The 26861-nt window shown below is 46.4% G+C and carries 19 protein-coding genes, 1 tRNA gene and 1 other RNA gene; 4 read left to right on the top strand and 17 right to left on the bottom strand.

Annotation, left to right across the window (positions count from 1 at the left end; translation table 11 throughout):
* Positions 1 to 221 precede the first annotated feature (221 nt).
* The 3 genes from C6W44_RS07175 (at position 222) to C6W44_RS07165 (ending at position 4539) form a co-directional block, all read left to right on the top strand.
* Positions 222 to 2774, top strand: coding sequence for a RelA/SpoT family protein (locus C6W44_RS07175; RefSeq protein WP_105244820.1), 2553 nt, complete (start codon positions 222 to 224; stop codon positions 2772 to 2774).
* Between the two features lie 76 nt (positions 2775 to 2850).
* Positions 2851 to 3786: a bifunctional DNA-formamidopyrimidine glycosylase/DNA-(apurinic or apyrimidinic site) lyase gene (mutM, locus tag C6W44_RS07170; protein WP_105244819.1), complete on the top strand. Its 936-nt coding sequence runs from the start codon at positions 2851 to 2853 to the stop codon at positions 3784 to 3786.
* Between the two features lie 312 nt (positions 3787 to 4098).
* Complete coding sequence (locus C6W44_RS07165) at positions 4099 to 4539, top strand: hypothetical protein (protein ID WP_105244818.1); 441 nt, start codon at positions 4099 to 4101, stop codon at positions 4537 to 4539.
* A gap of 182 nt (positions 4540 to 4721) precedes the next feature.
* Here C6W44_RS07165 and typA read toward each other — a convergent pair whose 3' ends face one another.
* Positions 4722 to 6569 carry a translational GTPase TypA gene (typA, locus tag C6W44_RS07160; RefSeq protein WP_105244817.1) on the bottom strand — a complete coding sequence of 616 codons (1848 nt, stop codon included), beginning with the start codon at positions 6567 to 6569 and terminating at the stop codon, positions 4722 to 4724.
* Between the two features lie 367 nt (positions 6570 to 6936).
* Positions 6937 to 8229, bottom strand: coding sequence for an OmpA family protein (locus C6W44_RS07155; protein WP_105244816.1), 1293 nt, complete (start codon positions 8227 to 8229; stop codon positions 6937 to 6939).
* A 586-nt stretch (positions 8230 to 8815) separates the two neighbouring features.
* Here C6W44_RS07155 and C6W44_RS13575 point away from each other — a divergent pair.
* Positions 8816 to 9466 (top strand): Tfp pilus assembly protein FimT/FimU, encoded by a 651-nt coding sequence (locus C6W44_RS13575; protein ID WP_227526383.1) that lies wholly within the window; start codon positions 8816 to 8818, stop codon positions 9464 to 9466.
* 255 nt (positions 9467 to 9721) lie between these two features.
* Here C6W44_RS13575 and pdxJ read toward each other — a convergent pair whose 3' ends face one another.
* The 15 genes from pdxJ to rnpB all read right to left on the bottom strand — a co-directional run bounded on the left by pdxJ (position 9722) and on the right by rnpB (position 26855).
* Entirely contained in the window at positions 9722 to 10501 is a 780-nt protein-coding gene (pdxJ, locus tag C6W44_RS07145) for a pyridoxine 5'-phosphate synthase (protein WP_227526382.1), read from the bottom strand.
* A 93-nt stretch (positions 10502 to 10594) separates the two neighbouring features.
* Positions 10595 to 11398 (bottom strand): DNA repair protein RecO, encoded by an 804-nt coding sequence (recO, locus tag C6W44_RS07140; RefSeq protein ID WP_105244815.1) that lies wholly within the window; start codon positions 11396 to 11398, stop codon positions 10595 to 10597.
* A gap of 70 nt (positions 11399 to 11468) precedes the next feature.
* On the bottom strand, positions 11469 to 12485 hold the full coding sequence (gene era, locus C6W44_RS07135) for a GTPase Era (RefSeq protein ID WP_075102064.1): 1017 nt from the start codon (positions 12483 to 12485) through the stop codon (positions 11469 to 11471).
* A gap of 316 nt (positions 12486 to 12801) precedes the next feature.
* Positions 12802 to 13599 (bottom strand): ribonuclease III, encoded by a 798-nt coding sequence (gene rnc, locus C6W44_RS07130; RefSeq protein ID WP_105244814.1) that lies wholly within the window; start codon positions 13597 to 13599, stop codon positions 12802 to 12804.
* Between the two features lie 93 nt (positions 13600 to 13692).
* A complete protein-coding gene (locus tag C6W44_RS07125; RefSeq protein WP_226941337.1) occupies positions 13693 to 14085 on the bottom strand; it encodes a DUF4845 domain-containing protein in 393 nt (130 codons plus the stop codon).
* 223 nt (positions 14086 to 14308) lie between these two features.
* Entirely contained in the window at positions 14309 to 15211 is a 903-nt protein-coding gene (lepB, locus tag C6W44_RS07120) for a signal peptidase I (protein ID WP_105244812.1), read from the bottom strand.
* Positions 15212 to 15316: 105 nt separating this feature from the next.
* Complete coding sequence (gene lepA, locus C6W44_RS07115; RefSeq protein ID WP_105244811.1) at positions 15317 to 17116, bottom strand: translation elongation factor 4; 1800 nt, start codon at positions 17114 to 17116, stop codon at positions 15317 to 15319.
* Between the two features lie 374 nt (positions 17117 to 17490).
* Positions 17491 to 18729, bottom strand: coding sequence for a capsule biosynthesis protein (locus tag C6W44_RS07110; RefSeq protein WP_199774466.1), 1239 nt, complete (start codon positions 18727 to 18729; stop codon positions 17491 to 17493).
* 143 nt (positions 18730 to 18872) lie between these two features.
* Positions 18873 to 21476 carry a capsular polysaccharide biosynthesis protein gene (locus C6W44_RS07105; RefSeq protein ID WP_105244809.1) on the bottom strand — a complete coding sequence of 868 codons (2604 nt, stop codon included), beginning with the start codon at positions 21474 to 21476 and terminating at the stop codon, positions 18873 to 18875.
* An 82-nt stretch (positions 21477 to 21558) separates the two neighbouring features.
* Positions 21559 to 23328 carry a polysaccharide biosynthesis/export family protein gene (locus C6W44_RS07100; RefSeq protein WP_105244808.1) on the bottom strand — a complete coding sequence of 590 codons (1770 nt, stop codon included), beginning with the start codon at positions 23326 to 23328 and terminating at the stop codon, positions 21559 to 21561.
* Positions 23329 to 23399: 71 nt separating this feature from the next.
* Positions 23400 to 24506: a capsule biosynthesis protein gene (locus C6W44_RS07095; RefSeq protein WP_227526380.1), complete on the bottom strand. Its 1107-nt coding sequence runs from the start codon at positions 24504 to 24506 to the stop codon at positions 23400 to 23402.
* On the bottom strand, positions 24484 to 25155 hold the full coding sequence (locus tag C6W44_RS07090; protein WP_105244807.1) for an ABC transporter ATP-binding protein: 672 nt from the start codon (positions 25153 to 25155) through the stop codon (positions 24484 to 24486). Before C6W44_RS07090 ends, C6W44_RS07095 begins: the two co-directional genes overlap by 23 nt.
* Positions 25156 to 25189: 34 nt before the next feature.
* Positions 25190 to 26002 carry an ABC transporter permease gene (locus tag C6W44_RS07085; RefSeq protein ID WP_105244806.1) on the bottom strand — a complete coding sequence of 271 codons (813 nt, stop codon included), beginning with the start codon at positions 26000 to 26002 and terminating at the stop codon, positions 25190 to 25192.
* Between the two features lie 247 nt (positions 26003 to 26249).
* Positions 26250 to 26326 (bottom strand) — tRNA-Met (locus tag C6W44_RS07080).
* Positions 26327 to 26498: 172 nt separating this feature from the next.
* Positions 26499 to 26855, bottom strand: an RNA gene (rnpB, locus tag C6W44_RS07075) — RNase P RNA component class A.
* Positions 26856 to 26861 lie beyond the last annotated feature (6 nt).

Raw genomic sequence — 26861 nt, 5'->3', positions numbered from 1 at the left:
AAATGAGATAATAATAAACAATCTTCCTATGTCTACTCTATCAGCACATGGCGAAGACTTGCACTCATAGCTTTATATATTTTATTTGCATTTTATAGCTGCTAAAAAAGGATTTTTTAGCAGTTGTATTGGTTTATAGCTGACACTTTGTGATCTCATCCAAAGTGCGTGCAGAGTAGATGAAGTTATAATCAATTCAAGATAGCTAAGAGGAGTCGGCTATGGTCAAAATTCGTGAAGGATTGCCGTTGGTGGATGGACAAACCACTCAAGCTGACAGTGCCACACTAGCGGCGCAACTGGTTGCGAGCCAGCGCTCTCACCAATCTGCCAATAGCTATGCCCAAATTCCTCTCGATATCAAATACCAACTGGCCACTCATAAGCTGCACACCACCTTTGATCGCTCCGCCGATCATGCGCTGCATACACATGACCCAAAACTTGCCAATGAGTATGCAAAAAATCCGCTTTTGGACAAAAACAACACTTTAACCAAAAAAGAGCTGGAGGCGATTAATCTAGATCAAGTCAACATCGACGTCCCAACGTGGCTGGACAATGTCGCCAAACGTATCGGCCAAGATGCGGTGCCCAATCTCAGCGCGGCTTGTGAGTTTATTCGCAGCCATATGAATACCAGTGAGTCCGAGCGCTCAGGCGCTTATGTCACAGGTATTGGCATGACCGATATTTTGACGTACCTGTATCAAGACGAAGATGCCTTGGTGGCAGCGATGCTTTATCGTAGCGCGCGCAAGTCTATCATTAGCCTGACAGATATCGAAAAAAACTTCGGAGCAGACATCGCCACCTTGGTCAAAGATACCCTAGCGATGGGTAAGCTGTCGGAGATCATCGAGAGCAACAAGCGTTTAGAAGACCACTTTGTCAACAACCAGCGCGACCAGCTCTCTAACATCTACAGCATGCTCATCTCGGTCACCAACGATGTCCGTGTTGTACTGATAAAGCTTGCCGAGCGTACCTTTGCCATGCGTGAGCTGACGTTTTCTAGTAAGGAGCGGCAAAATCGCGTGGCGCGAGAAGTCATGACCATCTATGCCCCACTAGCGCACCGATTGGGTATCGCCCAATTAAAGTGGGAGCTAGAAGACTTGGCTTTTCGCTATCTGGCACCTGAGCGCTACAAAGAAATCGCTAAGCTGCTGTCAGAAAAACGCAGTGAGCGCGAGTCTTATATCCAGCGCGTGCAAGACAAGCTCAATGAGGCGCTGGCAGACGCCGGTATCGAAGGAGAAGTGTCGGGACGCGTCAAACACATCTACTCGATTTATCGAAAAATGAAGCTCAAAGGCTTATCGTTTGATCAGCTTTATGATATTCGGGCGCTACGGGTTTTGGTCACCAGCCCCTCAGATTGCTATCACGTACTTGGGCTCGTACATGGCTTATGGCGTTATATTCCAGAGCAGTTTGACGACTATATCACCAACCCGAAGTCCAACGGCTATCGCTCGCTGCATACTGCCGTCATTGCCGAAAACAAATCACTGGAAGTACAGATTCGAACGCGCGAGATGCACTTCGAGGCCGAGCTTGGCATGTGCGCGCATGTCAATTATAAAGAAGGCCTAAAAAACAAAAAAGACAATTACCTCAATCAAAGAATCAGCTCGCTGCGGCAGCTTTTGTCCATTAATAACGAAACCCGCAACCAGCCGCGCTCGGCAGTTTTAGCAGGCGAAGAAATAGAAGAGCTGGAGCTTGATGAAGAAGAACAGTTAGTCGATTTCGATGAGCTGGAGCGCATTTATATCTTTAGTCGTGATGGCGATATCACCGAGCTGCCAAAAGGCGCGACCGTCCTTGATTTTGCCTATTATGTCCATACGCAGGTGGGCAACCGCGCACAGGCAGCGCGAGTCAATCAGCGCTATGTGCCGCTGACCTACCAGCTCAAAACGGGCGAGCAAGTAGAGATTATCACCAAAGCCTCACGTGAGCCTAATCGTGATTGGCTGGTGGCCTCGCTTGGTTATATCCATACCAACCGTGCACGCTCAAAACTACGCCAATGGTTTAACAAGCAAGACCGTGACAAAAATATCGAGATTGGGCGACAAATGCTCAGCAAAGAGCTTGAGCGCTTGTCCGTACATCCCAACAGCATTGATCTCAATGACTATACCCAGCATTTTAATGTCAATAATACCGATGATATCATCGTCGGGTTGGTCACCGGTGACATCGGCTTAAACCAGCTCACCAGTCATATCTCGCGTCAGCTACAGCTAGAGCCAGAGCGACCGCCAGAGGATTTTGTACCCAGCATCGATACCAAAGACACAAGCAAGCTCGATGCCTATAAGATACGAATCGATGGACTGGATAATATAGAGATTAGCTTGGCGGGCTGCTGTCACCCTATCCATGGCGAACCCATCGCCGGCTATATCACCTTGTCACGCGGTGTCAGTGTCCACAATCGTGGCTGTCCAGAATATCTGCGTCTCATCGAGCGTGATCCTGAGCGCGAGGTAGAGGCCAGCTGGCGCGTCCAACCTGGCCGCTATCAACCAGTTGATATACATATAGAGGCCTATGACAGACGAGGGTTATTACGCGATTTGACACAGATTATTGACAAAGAAAACGTCAATATTCGCCAAGTTGAGACGTTAAGTAATGACGACAATATCGCTTTTTTGAAGTTCCATATCGAAGTATCAGGACTGGCGCACTTGTCTAAACTGCTGGCCAAGCTCGAGCAGCAGCACGGTATCTTGCATGCCAGACGTGCCGTCGCATAAGGCGCGTATTTTTATAGCCTGTCCCTTGACCTGAGCCTACAAACTTACCTTAATCATAGAGTTATCATAAAACATCATGCCGGAATTGCCTGAAGTAGAAACCACCAAGACCAGCCTAAGCCCCTTACATGGTCAGCAAGTTGTTGACATACAAGTGTTTCAGCCAAAACTGCGCTGGGCTATGCCAGATGATTTGGGAAGTTTGATTCATCATACCTTAGTCAGTGTGGAGCGCCGCGCCAAATACTTGATCCTAAACTTCTCACCCTCTACTTCTGATGATGGCTCTCAGCACGCTCATATAAAGGAGCCAAAAAAGCTATTAGTGCATTTGGGTATGTCAGGCAGCCTGCAACAACACGAGCATGCGACCGAAAAACGCAAACACGATCATCTGCTGATCACATTTCGCGATACTGACAACAACAAAACCCAGCTGCACTACTATGACCCTAGACGGTTTGGCTCGGTGCTCTGGTATCGAGACTATCGCACCAAGCTGCTTGATCACTTAGGCCCTGAGCCTTTGTCAGAGGCGTTCACCGCTGACTATCTGTACCATCTGATTCAGCGAACAACTGCACCTAACGACAGCAATGGTACAGCGGCTGCCAGCACCACCAAATCAAAGAAGCAGCCGATAGCTCGCGCAATTAAATCAGTGATTATGGAGCAGCAGGTCGTCGTTGGTGTGGGCAATATCTATGCGACAGAAAGCCTATATTTATCAGGTATTCATCCCGCCACCCCAGCCCATCAGCTCTCCTATGAGCAGCTATTGGTTTTGGTCGCTCATATCAAAGATATTTTATTAAAAGCCATAGAGCTTGGTGGCTCGACTCTACGCGACTTTACGGTGGCAAGCGGCACCACAGGTTATTTTCAGCAAACACTCAATGTTTATGGCAGACAAGGGGAAGCTTGTCCACACTGCGATACACTCCTCAAAAACATCAAACTTAATGGCCGCGCAAGTGTCTATTGTGCCAACTGCCAGCCTCTAAATCCTTAAGTGCTGCTCACCTGTTAGCAGCTCAGCTGACTGTTATCTCATTGGCTTTAAACAACCACTCATAATGCTCTACTGTTTATCGATAATACAATCGCCGTTTATATTTCCGCCGCGCGATTGTACGCATTTTTGTTGCTTATTGACGCACATCTTGCTTTAATAGTGCTAGCACTTACATAAGTTGTGCAAATCATTCATCTATCTGTAATATTCAAGCTGTCTATTATTGCGATAACTTTATAGAGACGCGGTTTCCTAGTTGCTTTAAAAGCACCAGCAAACCATATTAATCATGAGTTTTAGGATATCATTATGACTGTTAGAGCCAACAACCAACGCGCCGTTAAGCAGAAACTTTTTACAGCAGTCGCAAGCTTAGGTTTGATGGCGGCTAGCATGCAGCCTGCGTTGGCAGCGATAGAGATTGATGAAAGCGACTTTGGCCCCTCTTATGAAACCATGGTCGTGGATACCGTTGTGGGCAAGCCTTTGCAACTGGTCAATGCAGTTGCTGGCACCGCCGCTTATATCGTCAGTTTGCCATTTTCTATCATCGGGGGTAACCCAGATCAAGCGCAGCAAAAGCTGTTCGTTGAGCCGTGGAGTGCCATGGGTCGCTGCTTAGGCTGTACCGTCGCCGAAGACAACTATTATAAATCACAAGCCGTCAATGATAACGTCGTACGTATCGTTGTAGACCAGCCATCAGAGATCTTAATCAATACCAATGATTATGTGGTCGTAACCCCTTAGTCTTTGCTGCTTTACTCTACACTCCTTACTTTATTCTTTGCTCTAAATCTTATTATCTTTGTCCTAACGCATATGCAAAAAAACGGCTAACCCTAGGGTTAGCCGTTTTTATTACTGAACTTTTAGCTTAAACAAACTTTCGTACTATATTTTAGCACTGAGTGTTTAAGCTCTGGTTTGTCTTACGCTTTTTTGCTACGGCTGTGACGCTTACGCTCACTTTCCGTCAAATAACGCTTACGGATACGAATGGCTTTTGGTGTCACCTCGACCAACTCATCATCTTGAATAAATTCAAGCGCTTGCTCAAGGGTGAACTTCACAGCTGGCGTCAATGTCAACGCTTCATCAGTACCACTAGCACGAACGTTGGTTAGCTGTTTTGCCGTCGTTGGGTTAACAGTCATATCATCACTACGTGAGTTTAGACCGACGATCATGCCTTCGTAGACTTCTAGCTGTGGCTCAGCAAATAGCTTACCACGTTTTTGTAGGTTAAATAGTGCAAAACCTAGACATACGCCATTGGCCATAGACACCAATACACCATTAGCGCGGCCACCGACATCACCAATCTTTTGCGGACCATAGTGAGAAAAGCTCGATGTCATGATACCCGTGCCTGAGGTTAGCGTTAAAAACTCAGAACGGAAACCAATCAAACCGCGCGCAGGCATCGTTGCCTCAATACGCATACGACCTTTACCATCAAGCTCCATATTGGTCATCTCGCCTTTACGTAGACCAACTTGCTCCATGATAGGGCCTTGATGCTCTTCTTCGATATCAAAAACCACGTTTTCATACGGTTCTTGTAGCTTACCATCGACTTCTTTTACGATAACTTCAGGACCTGATACCCCAAGCTCAAAACCTTCACGGCGCATGTTTTCGATCAATACTGAAAGGTGTAGCTCACCGCGACCTGATACTTTAAATTTATCAGGAGACTCTGTATCTTCTACGCGCAGGGCGACGTTGTGAATCAGTTCGCGCTCTAGACGCTCACGAATATTACGTGACGTCACAAACTTACCATCACGACCAGCAAACGGTGAATTGTTTACTTGGAAGTTCATAGATACCGTTGGCTCATCAACCGTCAACGCTGGCAGGGCTTCTACATGGTTTGGATCACAGATGGTGTCTGAGATATTTAGTGCATCGATACCCGTGATACAAACAATATCACCTGCTTGCGCATCTTCTACATCGATACGCTCAAGACCGTGGTAACCCATGATTTTTAAAATACGGCCATTACGTGTTTTACCGTTTTTATCAATAATCGTGACCTGTGTGTTGGTCTTTACTTTACCGCGCTGGATACGACCAACCCCGATAACACCAACAAAGCTGTTGTAATCAAGGCTTGAGATTTGCATACGGAATGGCGCATCTGCATCTACTTGAGGTGGCTGTACCACATCAACGATGGTTTTAAATAGCGGCGTCATGTCTTCTGCCAAATCATCAGCATCTAAACCTGCAATACCGTTTAGCGCTGAAGCATATACTACTGGGAAATCAAGCTGCTCATCGGTTGCGCCCAAATTATCAAATAGATCAAAGATTTGATCCATGACCCAGTCAGGACGCGCGCCTGGGCGGTCGATTTTATTGATAACCACAATCGGCTTTAGACCTTGTTCAAATGCTTTTTGCGTCACAAAACGAGTTTGTGGCATTGGGCCATCAACCGCGTCCACTACCAACAAGACGCAATCAACCATTGACATAACACGCTCGACTTCACCGCCAAAATCGGCGTGACCTGGGGTGTCTACAATGTTGATACGGTATTCGGTACCATCAGTCTGATCTGTCCAGCGGATGGCTGTGTTTTTAGCCAAAATAGTAATACCACGTTCTTGCTCAATATCACCTGAGTCCATCGCACGCTCAGCAATGTTTGCACGGTCGCCAAAAGTACCAGACTGATGTAATAACTTATCAACCAAAGTGGTTTTACCGTGGTCAACGTGGGCAATAATTGCAATGTTACGCAGGTGTTTGATATCGTTCGCCATATAAAATGCTCGTTTCGTCTTAAAAAAATGCAGTAGCAATAAGCGCCGCTGGATAAACTTTTATCATCAATCAGACAGGTATTTAATACTGATTTAAAAAGTCGTCCAATAAGTATCGACTTTCTAATTATTTCAAGAGAATCAAATATCTACACTGATAAATTCATCATACAGATAGCTATGCTAATGTACACTCTGTCAATTTACAGAATGTTTGGGCTGCTAGTATAACATTATTGCCCGATAAATTTATGTAATTACTTGCTTTTCTCAATACATAAATAAAAAAAAGCCACCCTATGGGCAGCTTTTTTTGTAACTATATATGAGTGTTTTTCACTCAAGACTTGAGTCTATCAGTTGTTATTTACTGAACAACCATGTCTTTAGTTTGCTCAACAGTCATTGTTTTGTCACCAGTGATGATGGCATAAACACGACGGTTCATAGCACGACCTTCTTCAGTGTCGTTTGGCGCGATTGGGTTGTTGTAACCATAGCCAACAGTGGTTAGACGGTTTGGCGCGATACCAAATTCGTTAGTTAGCATAGATTTAACCGCAACGGCACGAGCTTCAGATAGACGTTGGTTATAACGTGCTGAAGGACCAGTCTTAGAAGCATGACCTTCTACACGAGCGGTAGAGTTAGGATACTCACGCATCTTCTCAGCAACTTTAGCGATTTCTGGCTTGTACTGGTTTTTGATCGTTGACTTGTCGTTGTCAAAGAATACGCGTAGTTCCATTTTTAACTCATCAGTAATATCTACTGGAACTGGGCAACCGCGCTCATCAACGACAACGTTCATTGGAGTGTCTGGGCAAGCGTCGATGCTATCAGGTACACCATCACCATCAGAATCAAGGTCATCAACAACCACGACTGGCGTGTTGTCAACTACTGGCTCTTGCATAGGTGGTACTGCTACTGTAGGTGCTAAATGGCCACCAAGTACAACTTCTAGGCCAGCCAATGCCATGCCTTCCCACCAGTTGTTGTCAAAGTTGTGAATCGCACGAGCTTCACCACGTAGGCTTAGTGCATCGTTGATACGATACATAGCACCTAGACCTAGGTTACCAATGGTATCTTTAGAGTTTGATACTTCAGTACCAGCTTCAACGTCATCGCCGTTAGAGTTAACATACTGCTCTTGGTTTTCTACTTCAATTTTAGATTGACCGGCACCAACCAATACATATGGTTTGAATGCGCTGTCGGTGTAACCCGTGAACTCTTCAGTACCGATCAAGAAGTTACCAGAAAGCATGGTTTGTTCTACGTCAAAACGGTTGACACCAGCATCTGCTGAATCTTCTGACGCTTCACCATTGGTATTAGAAACACCATACTCAACTTGGAACTGCGTAGAAGGTGTCAATTCGATACCAAGAGCAGCACCAGTATAAAGGCCACTTTCTTTAGCAATACCGCCATTATCATTGCCGCGAGTACCGTCACCAATTGGTTGACCCTCGGCATTTTCATACAAGTTTTTACCAGTACGAAGGACTTCACGTTGCTTATCACTAGTATCGCTGAACTCTTCAGTCATGTGATAACCAAGTAATAGTGGGCTGATTGTTACGCCAGCATTTGCTGCTAAAGGCGCAGCTGCTACAGCAACCAGAGCTAGAGCAATTTTATTCAATTTCATGGACTTCCTCCAAAGGATAATTTTAGTGATGCGTTAAGCAAAACCGCTTCTCAAGACGCTCTAAAATAAACATCTCTTACGAATTTTAAGTTACAAAGCAAAACCAATTAAGGAGTAGCTTAGCGATTATCAATTCAGTTTACAACTTTTTTCGTTAACGAGCTACACATTATTACACGATAATGTCGTAACTAAAACACAATAACCAGCTTAAGTTACCTAGAACTAACACACCTTACGCTTTTTATCTTTTGTATGTCAGTTCGCAATAGATAGTTCACTTAACAATACCTACTGTCTGAACGTATTTTAATACAGTTAGTAATTTTTCTCTATTGTTAAAACCCAGCATTCACCAATTGAAACATTTTTTGACAGTAGACATATATTTTGTTTAAACTCCATAAGTCGACATTTATTTACTGTATATTGTAGTGTATTTATACAGTTTTATGTAAAGCAAAATAATGGCACTTTGATAAAAAACTAGCAATATATTTAAAAATACAAATATAAAATGAAGTAACAAGGAAATAAGTGGGACCCCGTTATTAGATTCCTTCACTTAGTATAGGTTACACGCCTCATGAACTGGCTACTTAGGATAGAGCTACTTAGAGTTTGCCGCGTTGGTCGCGCTGGTAAAGTAACGTTGGTCTTAGGCGCACTGTTATTTGACAAAGTAAGACGTTACTTGCTTTATAAGAGAGATAAAGACAAGAGAGGTAAAGACTGTATAGCTTGGTCGCCACGCTCACCATATCCAATCACTTTATTAGATAAACCCAAAATCGCGAATTGTCCGCACGTGTATAAAGGTTGTCAGGGTTTTACCTTAATTCAGCTGATTATCACAGTTGCGATACTGGCTATTACAGCGATGATGGCGGTGCCAGCCATACAGACGCAGCTGGCGCGGATGGAAGCTGAACGCGTCAAAAACCAACTAGAGGATACACTTGCATTAGCCAAGGCTGAAAGTTTTATCAGAAGACAAAACGTGTTGCTGTGCTTATCAAACGCAGGTGGCCGCTGTCATAGAAACAGTGACAAAACCCTTTTATTATTTATCGATAAAAATAACAACAAGCACTTCGATGCGCAGGTCGATCAGCTGTTGGTGCAGCAGTCACTGAAGCTAAAATACAGTAAGGTGATGTTACGCGTAGGCGGCAGACGCCACTATACTAAGTTTTGGGGAGATAGTGGCAACCGCGTGGGCACTTTGGTCATATAAAATACTGCCCAACGGCCACTTATAATAAAGCCATGTATCTTATCTCATTTAATCAACGAGGTATCATCAAGCAAAAGCACAATGAGCATCATCCTACGCAGTGTAATAGCTAGGGCGTGCCTTCAATTCACTCGATAGTTATCTCGATAGTTATCTAAGTGGGCTAAAAACGGCTCAATAAAGAGTTGTTTTTCTTGCGTGCTGTGACGACGCCGCTCGCTGTATCCTTTTTATATCGGATTGGCTATATATGCATTAGCCGCCTTGATGCATAGCCTGCTTCATCACCACGACGGCCTGCTCTAGTCCGGAAAATACGGCATCTGCGATGAGCGCATGGCCGATGTTTAACTCATAAATCCCTTCTATCTGTGCAATGGCATGGACATTGTCAAGTGTGAGGCCATGACCTGCATTGACCAGTAGCTGGTTATTGAGACGTTGCGCGGTCGCAACCGCCGCTTTGATGCGCGCAAGCTCATTTTGCTGGGCATCTACATCACCGGCCAAACCTGCTTCGGCATAAGCACCGGTATGTAGCTCGATGGCATCCGCGCCGCACTCGATGGCTGCTGCGACTTGTTTGTCGTCAGGGTCAATAAACAGTGACACTTTAATACCCGCCGCTTGTAGCTTGCCGATATAATCGGTCAACCAAGCCAGTTGTCCTGCGACATCAAGACCGCCTTCTGTGGTTAGCTCAGCACGCTTTTCAGGTACCAGACATACCCAGTATGGCTTGACCTCACTGGCAATTTTTAGCATCTCCTCTGTTGCAGCGATTTCTAAATTCATTCTCGTCGTCAGCTGCTCTGCTATCTCATAGACATCAGCATCTTGAATATGGCGACGATCTTCGCGTAGGTGTATCGTGATACCGTCAGCGCCCGCCTTTTCACACAGTAAAGCGGCTGCCAAAGGGCTTGGATAATTGACACCGCGTGCTTGACGCAATGTCGCTACATGGTCAATATTGACGCCTAACAAAGGTTTTTGCAAAGTACCATGAGCGGCGGACAATGAAGAAGTGGTCATAAGACATCCTTTTAATAACGAGACCTAATAGACAGGCATGACTATTGATAGACGTAACGATTGATTGATAAATGTGACTACCGCTAGACGTAATCATTGATAGCGCCGCTGCTGCTGCCACAACAATCGACTTTGCAGGGGCTGATACTCTAATAAATGATCAATCAGATGACGATGTAGTTTTGACCAGTCGTTTAGCGTCGTGGTAGTGATGCCTGACTGCGCCATTGTTATGATATCTGCACCCAAAAACACCGCATAGCCACTGGCACTTGTTAAATGCTCAGACTCTATGGTGTCACGCGATATGGCCAAAAACCCAGCATCTGGCAAAAACCGATATAGTCCCTCAGGCACAATCGCGTCTTGCATACTGTCATGACTGAGAGTCAGGGTAAAACCAAGCTCATCAAATAGGTGCTTTTCAAATTGACGCAAGCATAGACGCAGCTGCTGCTGGGTCAAAGGCTGTTTGAGTTGGTATAGGCTGTTTTGATAGTGCTGCCACAGTACCGGCATTGGGTCTTCGGTTGGCAAAAGACGCCACAATATCTCGTTGAGATACAATGCCGAATACTGCTGCTGACCCGTGATTGTCTCATAAGGCATGGCAGCAAGCGTGTGAGCGTCATCTACCGCTGTATCATCGGAATGAGCATCTAAAGAGACTTTTTCATGTCTATTACTGTTACTATGCACAGCGATGTTGATTTGACTAAACGTCTTTAAATCACGCTTGCCACTGGCAAATAGCTGCAAAGGCATAAATAGCGGTGCGCCTTTTTTGCCAACCCCATGTATGACCCCATGCTGCTGAGAAAAAAGACAATATAATGCGCGCTTTTCTTGATAAGGACGCTGATGCAATAAGTAACCTGTCAACGCTTCGTTACGCATGTCTATTACCTCAGCACCCATGTTTATCAGGTGGCTTAAAAACGGCTATACCTATCGGTATCGCTGCGCATCAATAGCCCAAACTGGTCAAGGCTCGTTCGTCATCAGACCAGCCACGTTTGACTTTTACCCATAAGGTCAGCATGATTTTTTTGTCAAACAGTTGCTCCATATCCTTGCGAGCATCCATGCCGACTTGCTTGATACGCTGGCCTTTATCTCCGATGACGATGGCTTTTTGTCCGCTACGCTCCACATAGATGGTCGCATCAATAAAGGTACAAGCTTTGCGTGGACGGCCAGTTTTGGCATCTGTATGCGCAGGCTCGTCTTTGAACTCATCAATTTGCACGGTTAAATCATAGGGCACTTCATCGCCTGCACTGCGCATGATTTTTTCGCGAATGATTTCACTGGCCAAAAAGCGCTCTGAGCGGTCGGTGATTTGCTCGGTGTCATAAATAGGCGACGCCACTGGTAAGTGTGAGGCGATCACCTCTTGTAAGCGATCGAGGTTTTGGTTTTTTAGCGCAGACACAGGAACGATATCAGCAAAGTCAAAGCTTTCGTGGAACGTTTCGATCAAGGGCAGTAGCGTACCTTTATCCTTTAAGGTATCGGCCTTGTTGATTACCAATACCACGGTCAGATCTGTCTCACCAAGTTTTTGCAAGGTAAGCAGATCATCATCGCGCCATTGATCCGAGTCGACCACAAACAGTACCAAATCAACATCGACCAAAGCCGAAACCGCGGCTTTGTTCATACGCTCATTGATTGCCCGTACTTCGTTACGATGGATACCTGGCGTATCGACAAACACCGCTTGCATCTCATGGTTTGACAAAATACCGTGGATACGATGTCTGGTGGTTTGCGGCTTGCGCGATGTAATAGACAGTTTTTGCCCAAGCAAGTGGTTCATCAGCGTCGATTTACCCACGTTTGGACGACCAACAATCGCCACATAGCCCGACTTGAAATCTTCCGCGATACGCGTCTGGCTACTCGGGGCAAAAAACGCCTCAATGGCGGCATCGTTTTCTAATGAGACATCTTCTGACTGATTGATCTCGTCTGTGCTCATTGCTACCTGATTTTGGTCTGCGGGCATGGGGGTGTTTTCAGTCATATTGTCAGTATTATCTGCATTGCGTGATGGCAAATCAGAATGATTGCTCATAAGGTAATCCTGTAGGGTTTATCACCAGCCAAACGGTGTTTGATAAAAAATCACTAGGCGTTAAATGGTGCATTATCACCAATATTAAAACATCCATTGCGTTATGGGCTAATAAATAGGTAAACATTTATAATATATGCGGTCAAGACGAGTAAAATCAACGTGGACAAACTGCCTTGCAATAACCATATTATATGTCAGGCTGTGGGTTTATTACTTGCTATAAGCGTTTTTTGGCAGAGTTTGGCAGCTTGTGCAACTGATTAATCATCAGCTCGGCCGCTTTTTGCTCAGCGATACGGCGACTCTCACCAGACTCAGTAATGTCAGGGCATTCATTGATATTGACATGACAGCGCACCACAAATATCTGATGCGGCGCATTCCCTCGAGTCTCTAATAGCTCATAATGCGGTAAATCAAATTGCTTGGACTGTAGCCACTCTTGCAAACGGCTTTTGGCATCTTTTAAGGCTTTTTGATCGTTGACATTGTCGATCAAATCCCCATACCACGACAGTACGCACTGGCGCGTGATGTCCATGTCTTGGCTATCTAGGTAAATCGCCCCAATCAAAGACTCTACAGCATCGGCCAAGATAGAAGCGCGATTGCGTCCGCCACCTTTACGCTCGCCCACGCCTAAAATCAAATGGTTGGAGAGCTCAAGATTTTGCGCGATGATTACCAGCGATTCCTGCCGTACCAAGGTGGCTCGCATACGCGTCAATCGCCCTTCATTTTGCGTCGGATAACGATGGTACAAAGCTTCTCCGACGATCATCCCTAGCAGGGCGTCACCCAAAAACTCTAAACGCTCGTAGTTTTTTTTGCTGTCAAAAGAGCGGTGCGTCAGCGCAAGCTTTGGCAAGCTCAAATCGTTGAACACATAGCCTAATTTGCGCGTCAAAACCGCTAATCGTTGGGCAAACTCTGTACTCACAACGTGGTTGTCGACAGACGTGCTATTTTTTTTGGGAGTAGTAACCGCTTGGGAATGCTGCGAAGTTGGTTTCATGCGTGGCTTATGGTTATCCCTTCTGTTTTTACTGAGGTGGTGAATGGTTAGAATGATAAATGCGCTATAAAAATCATCGGCGGCTCAGCTGCGCTACTCTGCGCTATTCATATCGATATCGGCCTCAAAACGATTGACGATATCGACATTGCCAAAGAAGTTATTGGTGACCGCATACTGCTTATGAATCGCCAGTTGACCCGTTTTTTTATTGGTAAAGGTAAAGACATCTTCTGCTTTGGTGTCATAATCAGCGTTGATAGATAGCTGCCGATTGACACGTTCGACGTACTGTCTGGCGGTTTCATTATTATTATTCGACTCTTTTAGCTGGGCACTCAAAGTCTTATTTAACTGGTAATCACCGATGTGAGCGGGTACGATAGCAACGATGAGTTTGGCAGCAACACCCAAAACCATAATGACTAAAACGATACTGGTCACACTTGCACCGCGCTGCGTTGCCAAGCCAGATATCTGCTGCATGATCCTTTTCCTCTACTGGTCCATATTGATAAATCACTATTTTTAACCGCCGCCTACCTATGAGGCGATCGTTGATTAGACAGTAACAATATTAGCACAAAACTATTATCGATAAAAAAACCAGTAGCGGCGCTGCTGTTTTTTATCAGCAGACATATCATGCTTGTACGCGCTGCCTCAAACCAAACCCTAAGTGAAGAGGCGCTCTAGTCAGCCTTTACGGTTAGTGAATCGTACCGTTACGTGCAAAAGTGGGCAGGTTTAGACCAGGCGGCTTATGCATCCAGATGTAGACCGCTTTGCCCGCTAGGTTTTGTTCGGGCACAAAACCCCAAAACCGACCGTCAGCACTGCGATCACGGTTATCACCCATCACAAAATACTGACCTTCTGGTACCTGGATACGCCACTGTGTGCCCTCAGAACTGACCACTTCTGGCGCTTGTTGCTGCAAAAAAGGCGCATATTGCGCGCTATTCATATCGGTCAAATAGCGCACAAGATGCGTCGTATCCCCTTGGGTTTCGGCAAAATACTGCGCTTCACGCTCTTCTTGCTGGCCCATGGCAGCAGCGCTCTCTTCGGTGAGTATTTGACCGGGGGCAATCTGTCCTGGCAAATAAAGCTGAGACGTCAGATCTGTATTGGCCGTAAAGCTGACAGGCTTGGTTTTTACTGGTACATCATTGATCGCAAGCGTCCCGTTATCATAGCTCACCGTATCCCCTGGCAGACCAATCACACGCTTTATGTAGTAAATACTTGGGTTTTCTGGATAGCGAAACACGGCCACGTCGCCATGCTCAGGCTCGCCTGTGTCCAATACTTTATTGTACGTCAAAGGCAGACGCACACCATACGCATACTTATTGACCGCGATAAAATCGCCTGTGTACAGCGTAGGCACCATCGATGATGAGGGAATATTAAAAGGCTCAATCAAAAATGAGCGTACCACTAACACCACGGCCAACACGGGGAAAAAGTCATAGGCCCAGCGGACCAATAAGCCCTCCTTGCCACGTCCGCGAGTCTTACGCTGTTTGAGGGTCAACTTATCTAATAGCCAAATGATACCTAAGCCGATGGTTAATGGCACTAAAATTAAATTAAAATCAAAATCCATAATAACTTGCCTATTAACGAGCGGCTTATCTTATTGCAGCATCGATAAGATCAAACCATATGTGACGTATTTTTTATCAAACCTTTACCAAAGCAGCATGTACTCTTAGTTATCCACTTGCAGCACGGCTAAGAAGGCTTCTTGTGGAATCTCGACGCTACCCACCTGCTTCATACGTTTTTTACCCGCTTTTTGCTTAGACAACAGCTTTTTCTTACGTGATACGTCACCGCCATAACATTTGGCTAGGACATCTTTACGCATGGCTTTGACCGTACTACGACCGATAATTTGGCTACCAATCGCCGCCTGAATTGCCACATCAAACATCTGACGCGGAATCAGCTCTTTCATTTTGGTCACTAGCTGGTTGCCACGGAAGCGTGCTTGGTCCTGATGGACAATCATCGCGAGCGCATCAACTCGATCACCATTGATGAGTACATCCACTTTCACCAGCTTATCGACTTGATAACGCTCAAAGTTATAATCCAATGAGGCAAAGCCGCGCGAGACTGACTTTAGACGGTCAAAGAAGTCCATGACCACCTCACCCATCGGAATATCAAAGATCAGCTGGACTTGCTTGCCCATAAAGCGCATATCGACCTGTACGCCGCGGCGCTCGATACACAAAGTCATGACGTTACCCAAGTAATCTTGCGGTACTAAAATCTGACAACGAGCAATCGGCTCGCGGAACTCTTCGATGTTGTTTGGCTCAGGCAATCTCGATGGGTTATCGACATAGATAATCTCACCGTTTTTTTTGACAATCTCATAAATCACCGACGGCGCAGTGGTGATCAAATCCAAGTCATACTCGCGCTCTAAACGCTCTTGGATAATCTCCATATGCAGCATGCCCAAAAAGCCACAGCGGAAACCAAACCCTAACGCATCCGAGGTGTCTGGCTCAAAGAAAAGCGAGGCGTCGTTGATTTGTAGTTTTTGTAAGGCCTCACGGAATTTTTCAAAATCATTGGCATCGACAGGGAACATACCTGCATAGACCTGCGGAGTGATTTGCTGAAAACCTGGGATACGCTCAACGTCAGGCGTGCTGGCATGCGTGATGGTATCACCCACCGGCGCGCCTGCGATGTCCTTGATACCAGCGATGACAAAACCCACTTCCCCTGCTTCTAGAACGCCGGTGTCGACAGGTTTTGGCGTAAAGACACCGATAGAGCTGACAGGATGAGACTCTTTGGTCGATTTGATATAAATCTTATCGCCTTTTTTCACCGTCCCTTCACGGACACGAACCAACGATACCACGCCCAAATAGCTGTCAAACCAAGAGTCAATGATAAGGGCTTGTAGCGGGGCTTCGCGGTCGCCTGTTGGCGCAGGGATAACATCTACTAACGTTTCTAATAGCTTATCGACGCCTAGACCTGATTTGGCAGAGACACGCGGCGCATCAATGGCTTCAATCCCGATGATGTCTTCAATCTCTTGAATCACGCGCTCAGGCTCTACTTGTGGCAAATCAATCTTATTTAAGACTGCCATAACCTCCAAACCTTGATCGACCGCGGTGTAGCAGTTGGCCACCGACTGTGCTTCGACGCCTTGCGCGGCGTCCACCACCAGCAGTGCCCCTTCACAGGCAGCAAGTGAGCGCGACACTTCATAAGAAAAGTCGACGTGGCCTGGTGTGTCAATAAAGTTAAGCTGATAGCGCTCGCCATTTGGATGGTCATAAAACAAAGTGACCGACTGTGCCTTAATCGTGATACCGCGCTCACGCTCGATATCCATGGAGTCGAGTACCTGCGCTTGCATCTCGCGATCTTGCAAGGCACCACACATCTGGATAAAACGATCGGCAAGCGTCGACTTGCCATGATCAATGTGGGCAATGATTGAAAAGTTACGAATATTTGCTAATGCAGTCACAAAGCGCCTACTAAATTAAGGGTGATAGAATAAAAGATTCGAGCAAATGCTGTCAGGCGCATGTCACACGGTCGCTATCTAAAAACTGGCGGCCTATAAATGAGCCATAAAGATCCAGACATTATCAGACCGACATCCGGTATCACTGTCTTTAATCAACCACTGAAGACGCCAACCGTTATGCGCAAACATAAAAGCGTATTCTAGCAGTTTTCCACTATAAAGTAAGGCGATTTTATTTGTTGGCAAAGGATTTACCAGTGAGGTTACAAGCCGATAACGCTACAGAAAAAAAAGAAGGCAACAGATTGTTGGCTAATTTGTTTATCGCGCCTGTGTCTTTTGCGATATTTCACGTTTATCCCCGTTATTTTTTAGGGCATCTTACTCTCAGAGAACGCCGAATCGTCAGTGTCTTTTGTCGCGCTCAGATACTTATATATCCATGGCGACTTGCCATAAAAAGCACCATTTAGCTGAGTTTGCTCTATCAGATACTCACGAAAGCGCAGATAAAACTCGTTGTCGGGGCCCTTTGGCTGCTGCCAGAATTTATCGAGTGGCTTTTGATCCGTCAGTTTGGGAGTGTCATAGATAGCGCGGCCCATAACTTTGGTCGGTTTTTTATGATATATCGATTGTAGACCCGTGGTGCTATTGATGGTGACCATTCCGATACTGTGCTTCATCAAGGTGGGCAGATGCATATCACAGCCATAAAACACTCGGTTTGCGACTTGGTAGCGCGCTGCCAAACTTGCTATCAACTCACGATAATCCCGATGACCTCGGTCTAGCGGATGATGCTTCAATACCAGCAGCTGCGCAGCATCGGCATGATGGGCAAAGCTTGCAATGGCCTCGTCAATAAACTGCACCACATCACGATAGTCACTGTGATGAGTGATTTGCGAGTCATTATGCACCTGTAAGCTAATCAAAAAATAATTGTTGCTATCTTGCCGCGTTAGCCGCTGTTGTAAGCGCTTGTCAGGTAAGTAGCCACGCAGCTTGCGCCACGGTGCTTTTAGCCAAGCGATTGCCTCTTGCCAGGCGGTCATGCCACGATAATGGGAATAATGCGGGTAGCGGCCTTTATACAGCCAAGTGGCCGCATAGTAAACGACAGCCGCGACGCTCAAGCGATAAAAGCGATTATGCGTATATAGCGGCTGGTCGTTGGCTTTTTTCAGCGCCTTGATATCAGCCGTATTGAGGCGTGAGTAGCCATTGATGCCATGCTCTTGCAAGGTGATGTAATCAGGGCGCAAATAGCCTTCTTCAAATACGAAAAATGAGGTGCCTAGCTGCTCACCGACCCGCGCCGCTTGAGTATGGTGCGGACGGCAGTCGCCAAAGCAGACGATGGCATCGACCCCTTGCTCTTGAATAAAAGCAGACAACCACGACGAAAACTGCGCCAATGTGCCTGTGTATTCGTAAGTATTGGGATGATGATAAAACAACGCATCGCCAGCATTAAAGTTAATCTTGCTGACCTTGATATCTTGCGTCTGCAAAAAACTTGAGAAACGATGAAAAAACCCGCCCATTTTTCCTTGTAATAGCAAGACATGTCGATGAGTGAGCAGATGAGACATCGAAGCTGTCATAGTATCAAATTACCATTAATCAAAGAAAAAGAAGGTCGCATCAAAGCAGGCCAATATACAAAAAAACCGCATAAACGACAGGCAATTATACCTAAAAAAGGCATGACTGTCGCAGGGGATTTACGTTGATTGTTGAGATAAGGTTAGTGCGGTTTATTACTTAGACGCTGTTGCCACTGATGGCGATACTGCATAAAACGCGTCGCGGCGCGGCGTTTTAATTGGGTAGGCGTTGGTAATAAAGCGCGCATAGGGCTCTTGGTGCTGGGAGTAATGAAAGCCTCAGAACTTGCCATCAAAGCATTGTCATCAGGCGGGTACAAATAGTCGATGACCTGCTCCACTTGCGCCAGCCCATGGCCATTTGGCAGGCGATATAACGGGTAGCGAATCAGAGTACAATACAATAGCTGCTCAAGCGATAAAGGAGTGGCGCGATTACGTCTGGCCAGATATTGAGATTTTGGCGGCAGCTGCGCATCGATATCTGTGGTCAGTCCCCACCCTGCATAAAACGGCAGACCATAACACGTCACACTCAAACCGCGAAGCAGCGCCTCAAAACCTGTCAACGAGCTGATGGTATGCACCGCATCGACCCCTTCCAGACAGTCAGGCATCGCGGTATCATAAGCGACCGCATCTACCAGCTGTAAGCCATCAGCGCCTACCTTGCCAGCGCGCAGCCCTGCCTCCACATCAGGATGCGGTTTATAAATGAGATATGCATCAGGATTGTCTTGCCTAACGCGCGCGATCAGATCACGGTTTTTTTTGATCATTGACCCGCAGTGCTGCACAGAGAGATCATCTTCTACTTGTCCAACGATGAGGAGGCGACGCTTGCCAGACTGCTTTGCCTGTATGAGCCAGCTGCCATCACGACTTGCCTGACGACTGATGCTCGCACCCACATTGTATTTACTGACTCGCTGGGTGAGCAGTTTGGTTTGTAAGTTTTGGACGCGCTGACGCTGCGACTGACTTAGCGGCTGACAGTGGCGTAGCAGCGTCTCCAAATCCGAGGGCGCGGTGGCGTCGTAATAGATGCCTTGTCTGTCTATCACAACAGATAGAGGCGCCAGTAGCGTTGCGCCCAGACCGTTGGAGCGGATAAAACCATCTTCCATACAGTAGATAGCTGGGCTATCTGCACCAAAACCTACCTGCTTACGCTGGCGTTTTTGTTGTACCTGCTGCCGCTTTGCTAAGCCCCAAACCAGTAACGGCTGCTGATAATCCACCCGTAAATGATCGGGATGCAGCAGGTTTTTTAGGCGAGGTTTTGGTTTGATAAATAAATCGGTACGCGGCAGATCCACAAAAGCCTTAACGAATGGCAGCTTCCAGGGGCTAAATTCATAAGCCGTCAAACGACCTGCCAGCTGCGACTGCCAGTGACGGTTGGTCACCAGCCACTCAATCGCCGTCTCTATGTCGCAAGCTTTGCTGCTCGCAGGATCAACATAGTGACTATAATCAACATAAGCACTATAAAACAACACCTCTAAAGTTGCGCTCATGTTTCTCGCCATATTGGCTTTAGACGTCGTTTGAGAAAAAGCTGGTGGAAATAAGGCTGAATTAGGCTGTGGTTTGGACGGCGGCAAACCCTTCGCAAAGTTTTGACGACGGTGCATGACAGTATGATACAAGCGTTTGGGCGCACCGCTATCATCTGTCAGCCCCCAGCCACTATACCAGTTGACCCCAAAGCAGTGCACCTGCTTGCCGAGCATCAGCGCCTCAAAACCCATATGCGAGCTGACTGTATACACATGATCGACCTGCGTCAGTAAGGCGATAGGATTGAGCACCTGTGTCAACACCTGCACATTTTTGGGTAGCTTGAGACCAGTCAGATAGCCTGTGCGGGCGGCAGGGTGTGCTTTTATCCAAATATGGGCATTCGGATGATTGCGGCAAGCGGCTTTTAGCATACGTCTAAACTGACGTTTATCTGCACCAGCCCCTTTGACAGAGGCATCGCCTGCGACTTGATCGATTAATAAGATATGTGCCGGCCGAGGAGTGTTTGCGGTATTGGCGACTTTTCGCTTTGCCGCTTTACTGTTTGCCAACTCATTGAGTGATGGGCAAGTCGTCACCGCATTATATTTACTCAGCTTTTCTGCACAGATGCGTGACATCAGCTGCTGAGCACGACTGTGATGCAGCGCATGATGCCCAGCACTGTCACGATTGTTATGAGTGTTATGATTGTCAAAGCTGGTACGAGCAACGATAAGCTGTTCTAAGCGCGAGCTTTGGGTCAAATCAAAATAAATACCCACATCATCGACGACCACACTGACAGCGTGGCGGCTACTGATGCCAGAGTCTAATGAGCGCAAAAAGCCGTCTTCGATACTCAGCACAGCACAGCTTTGTTTGCTGGCGGCTTTGTGGGCGCGCTGAAAGCTTTTTTTGCGTCCCCAACCGATAAAAGCCTCAGGCTGAGGCTTCGATATGGTTTTGATCTGATTCTTGATACGGTTTGGTAAGGGCAACCTAGACAGCATTGATGCAGCAGGGGCCGTGACACCTTGTTGCCTTGCTGACCACGGATACCAGCGCTGAATATCAGCATGCAGCACTTGTGGCAGCAAAAGATTATTACGCTGCATACCTTTACCAATCACCGCCAGTTGCATCGGCTGCAAGCGCTGGGTTAAGGGCAAAAACAGCGTATCATCAAAGGCCGATATAGAGGCGTTTTTGCCTTCATCTGTGACGCTGTTTGCCATTATCTCCCCTTGTCAATCAGTGATTTACCAATCACTGATATTTTAGTATAAACACCTTATCCTATAAAACGCCTATCAGTCGTTATAGATCCAGCACCACTTTTGCAGCGATGGCCAACTGATAGAAAATCTGCGACAGTCCGCGCGCAATCTCTACTCGTTTGGTTTTAACCTTTGGCAACACCATAATCTCATCGCCTTGCTGAATACGGTAAGCGGTATTCACCACTTCGCTGGCACCATTTTGATGGATAACCAAAATCTCTTTGGTATCTGCATTATCACCAAAGCCGCCTGAATTGGCCACATAATCGCCGACGGTATAATCTGGGTTAAAGGTCAACGCCCCTTGCGCGCGTACCTGTCCATTGACCGTAATCACAGACGTCTGCGAGGGGATCTCGATGACATCGCCTTGCTGAAGGATAATGTCTTGCCATGAGTTTGGTACTACAACGATCTGACCATCTGGCTGTACATTTCGCGCTTTTGCCACAAACTGCTTGACCAAAGCGGCATCATCTTGACGCAGTGCGGCCTCTTCACGAGTCGTTGACTGCGTGGCAAGTGTCAGCTCTTCTAGACGATCAAGCGACTCATTGATCATGCGTTTTTGCTGCTCAGCGACTGACTGACGATAAATGGTCAAATGTGTCAACTTAGCCAGCGGGCTTGGCTGCAATTGCGGCACGATGTCTTTGAGACGGGCGCCATAGGGCACCACCATCGCGCCATTGCCCGTATGTGCTCCTTTCACCTGCACTGCGATCGTCCCAGCATAGCGATCTGAGGTCACCACCATCTGATCACCATTATAGACAGGCACGTTTTGCGCCTCTGCCAGTGAGTAGTACTCCGCCGTCTGGGCGCGGCCTGCACTGCGGGTAATACTGACGTTGGTGGCGTTTGCGGCAGGATTGGCCACTTGCAAGACATCACCGATGGTCAGATCGTTGACATCAAACTCAAAGGTATATTCGTTTTGTACCTCACCACTCACGGCAAAGGTTTTTTTCTGCGGGGCCACTGTAATCACATCACCATCACGAAAGGCAAAAGGCTGCAACTTACCGGCCAATAAAAAATCATAAAGATTGACTTGCTGAAGCATTTGGCCATTGCGTTTGATCTGAATGTCGATAAAGCTGCCGCGTGTTGGGTCGACGCCGCCCGCTCTGTCGAGATAAGACAGCACCGAGTCCGCCGCCAGCCCGCCATAATAACCAGGCTGCTTGACAAAACCGGTGACAAATACTTTGACCGGCTGTGCTTGCTCTAAAGAAGCATAGACGCCGACGTTTGAGCGGTAAATACGATTGACCGCGCTTTTGACCACGTTTTGTAAGTTGCCGTTTTGAACCCCAGCGATACGTACCGGACCGACGTTTGGCAAGAAAATATTGCCTTGTGGATCGACTGTCATGGTGGAGGCAAATTGATAAGCGCCCCACATACGTACTTGGACATTGTCGCCTGGATTTATCACATAGCTGTCGTTAAAGGTCGAGCCGGAGGTGGTCGAAAAAGCCCCGCGAAATAGCTGCTCACCAAACATCGTGTCTTGGGTGTTGATGTCTTGGTAAGGGCGGGTGGTGTTAATAACCGACTGACTGGGCAAGCTGGCAGCATTCACCGCTTCTTGGGTGGTGGCCTGTCCAGGTACACCGCCAGCAAACGCTTGGGTTGAAACATTGATATTATTGCGATTTTGATCTTGGCTGGCATTATTGGCGCTTGTACCAAAGCTAGAGCCTGCCATTTGCTCGGCATAACTGACGGCGTTTGCTGACATGCTCATAGCAGCCATCGCCACACTTATCATCATCACGATCGCACGTGGTTTCGTATTCATGAATTATATTCCTTTACTGATCTGTCGATCATTAGTGATATCTGGTCGGTCAAAGCTGGCAGACCGCAAAACTAGCTACGATGATCGCGAACAACGGCCATCACCAAACGCACAAAACCGTAGAATATCAATAACAATATAAGTGATGTCCAAATGATATAAGCGCGGCGTGGATACAACGCTTCTTCGGCCTCATAAGGGGTTGAGATCACAATCAGGTTTTTCATCTTTTTAAAGGCTTCTAGGCGCGCCTTTTCAAGTGATGATAGCGATAGCTTATACAGCTCTGTGGCAAAGTCCACATCCGCTTTGATGGTCTCAAACTGCACCGCTTGACGGTTTAGCTTGGTGGTATTTGGCGAGGTCAGCTTGGTTTGCTCTTGACGAATTTGCGCTTCAATCGCTTTGATTTGGCTTCTGATCGACACCACTTGCGGCGCATCAGGGTTGAGATAGCTAAGCAGTTGCCGCTCCTCAGTACGTAGAGAGCTCAGCTGTCCTTGTAGGCTGCCAATCAGCTGATTGATAATCTGGGCGTTGGCCTGCGGGTCATAAATCTCGTTGGTGTTTTGATAATTGAGTAGTTTTTCTTTGGCGTCGTTTAGGCGATCTTGTGACTCTTCTAATTGGGTTTCGGCAAACACCAACTGATCACGCGCAACTTCTTGTGAGATACGGTTTACGAATTGCTCAGACTCGTTCAAGATGGTTTTGTTTAGCTCAAACGCATAGCGTGGATCAAAGGCTTCTGTCGCCACCGACAGCACATAGCTTTGCTCATCGAGGTTGATGTGTACCCGCTTTTTGAAGTAATCGAGCAGCTCTTCTTGTGTGGCATCCGGATCAATCTCATAGATGGGGTCTGAACCATCGACATAATAAGCCTCGCGAAACTTAAACTTATCGTCAAGGCGCTTGACCATATCATTCGATAAGATGTACTCCGTCAGATAGGTGGCGTCTTCTTTGCTGGTGCTATTGACACCCAGTAGCGCAGACAGACCACCACCGGACGGCACACTTGACTCGCTGATTTGCTTTACCACCACATCAGCGGTCGATATATAACGCGGATGAGCCAGCGTCATGACATAAAATATCACGATCACCCAAGGCAGTATGACTAAGCCGATAAATAACGAGAGGTTAATTATCTTACTTTTTTGCTTTATGAACATGCTTTTTATAAACCTCAATCGCTTCTGTTATATCATCAAAGACATGTGCTGTCTGATCCATTAATACAATACCAACATCACAACTTGCCGTTATATCTTTCAAGCTATGAGACACCATAAGCACACCTGACGTTTCTTTTCGTGCCTTCAATATTTCTCGAGACCTCTTCTTAAAAGCTGCATCGCCAACAGCACCTACTTCATCTAGCATGTAGTAGTCAAAATCGAACGCTAGGCTTAAGCCAAATACAAGCCTTGAACGCATACCAGACGAATAACTTCGTACAGGCATATCAAAATAACTACCTATATCTGCAAACTCTTCGACAAAACGAATTTTTTCATCGATATAGGCCCCGCTTGAATATAGCCGGCACACAAAGCGGACGTTTTGCCGACCCGTCAAACTGCCTTGAAAGCCTCCTGCCACACCGACTGGCCATGAGATGGTAGAGTCGGTGATGATCTCACCATGGTCTGGCTCATCAAGTCCGCAGATGATACGCAGCAAGGTTGACTTACCCGCGCCATTACGCCCGAGCAAGCCAACGCTTTGCTTATCACCAATGGTCAGATTGAGATCTTTAAAAAGATAATGCCGACCTTTTTTTGTCATAAATGACTTAGAAATATTTTTAACTTCAATCATTTATTTGCCTTTTCTATATATCTTAACGCTTGCTCTAACGAGAACGAATCATGTCACGTTCTGCATACTTATAAAGCAGTAGTCCCAAAAAATTCACCACAAACATCCATTTCAAAAAGTACCCCATATCAATATGATATACTGGATAGTTAGGGGCAAAAGCATGCCTGATCAGCTCGATATTATGAATAAAAGGATTATAAAGCAGGTAGCTAAAATATGGCTCTGGAATGATGTGAATCGGGTAAATAATACCAGAAGCAAAGTACAAGATGGTAAATATAATGGTAATCACCTTGCTAATCTCACCACCATAATAACCAATAACCATCATCATCAGTGCAATGCCAAAACTAAATAAAAACAGTGTGATCCAGCAAAATAGCACGATATGTAGACTCTCTAAGCTGGCATAGATATTAAAAAAAGCTAAACCTAACAGCAATAAGATCGAAGTAAAGAAATAAATAATCAGCTCTAAAAATGAGCGCGCAATAATCACATCAATATGTTTGATAGATCTATACATCAATAAGCCTTTATTGGCTTCTACCGCTCCCAATGCTCTCGTCGCTATCCTTTGAAACATTCGAAAAGGTACCATGCCTGCGACTAGAAACAAGGAATAGTCCATTCCTGGAACCAAGCGCTCAATAATCACGCCAAAGATCACTAAAAAAATCAGCACTTGGAACAAGACTTCAAGTGGCGCCCACAGATAGCCCAGACGATAGCCACCAAAGCGCGTCTGTAGCTCACGCATCAGCAACGCATGAAATGCCGCACCCATGACTTTAAGGCCACTACGGTGCTTGATGGGACGATAAGGAGGCAGTTGTACAGACATGGCGTTACAGGACTTTACCGAAAACAGCCCCTATGATAAGCAAGCAGGACATAAGTTACAAGAATTAATCTGTGAGTAAACTGATAAACCAATGATATAGCAAGAAATCCGTAAGCTTAATGGCTCTTTTATAAGCGACTTCATGATAAAAATCCCTCAGCCTGACAGAGTTTTTAAGTTATTTTAGGCAAAAAAAAACCAATCATGAAAGATTGGCTTTTTAAAACTGATTAGGTTTTATGATATATGGTGGCGATGGAGAGACTTGAACTCTCGACCTCACGATTATGAGTCGTGCGCTCTAACCAGCTGAGCTACATCGCCATTTAAGGCTCGGTATAATACCGATAGAGGTGGATACCGTCAACCCCTAATTGGCTTTTTTTGCAAAAAAAATGAGTTTTATTCAAATTAAGCGCAAAAACATCACTGCTAACTATACAAACGAAGCGTAAAAACAATGCTTAAACACAACGCTTAAAAAACAAAGCATAAAAAAGTTGGTAGACCGATAAGCCGGGTTCTGTCGTGGACGATCATTCCTCTAGGCGCATCATCGCTGACACGCTCAAGCAACCTACCCGCATCGAACGCGGGCCGCGCCATGCCGATGCCTATTTGGTCTTGCTACGCGTGGAGTTTACCATGCCGTGCACCATTGCTGGCCACGCGGTGCGCTCTTACCGCACCCTTTCACCCTTACCTCGCTTGCGCGGGGCGGTCTCCTCTCTGCTGCACTGGTCGTCAGGTTACCCTGCCCAGCCGTTAGCTGGCACGCTGCCCTATGTAGCCCGGACTTTCCTCCCCTGCGCATCTGTTGCCAGTGTGCAGCGGCGATCGCCTAGTCTACCAAGGGCGC

This window comes from Psychrobacter sp. Marseille-P5312, from assembly GCF_900291405.1.
GTDB classification, from domain to species: Bacteria; Pseudomonadota; Gammaproteobacteria; order Pseudomonadales; family Moraxellaceae; genus Psychrobacter; species Psychrobacter celer.
The sequence above is the reverse complement of the archived record's forward strand: the minus strand, read 5'-3'. Positions and strand labels throughout refer to the sequence as shown.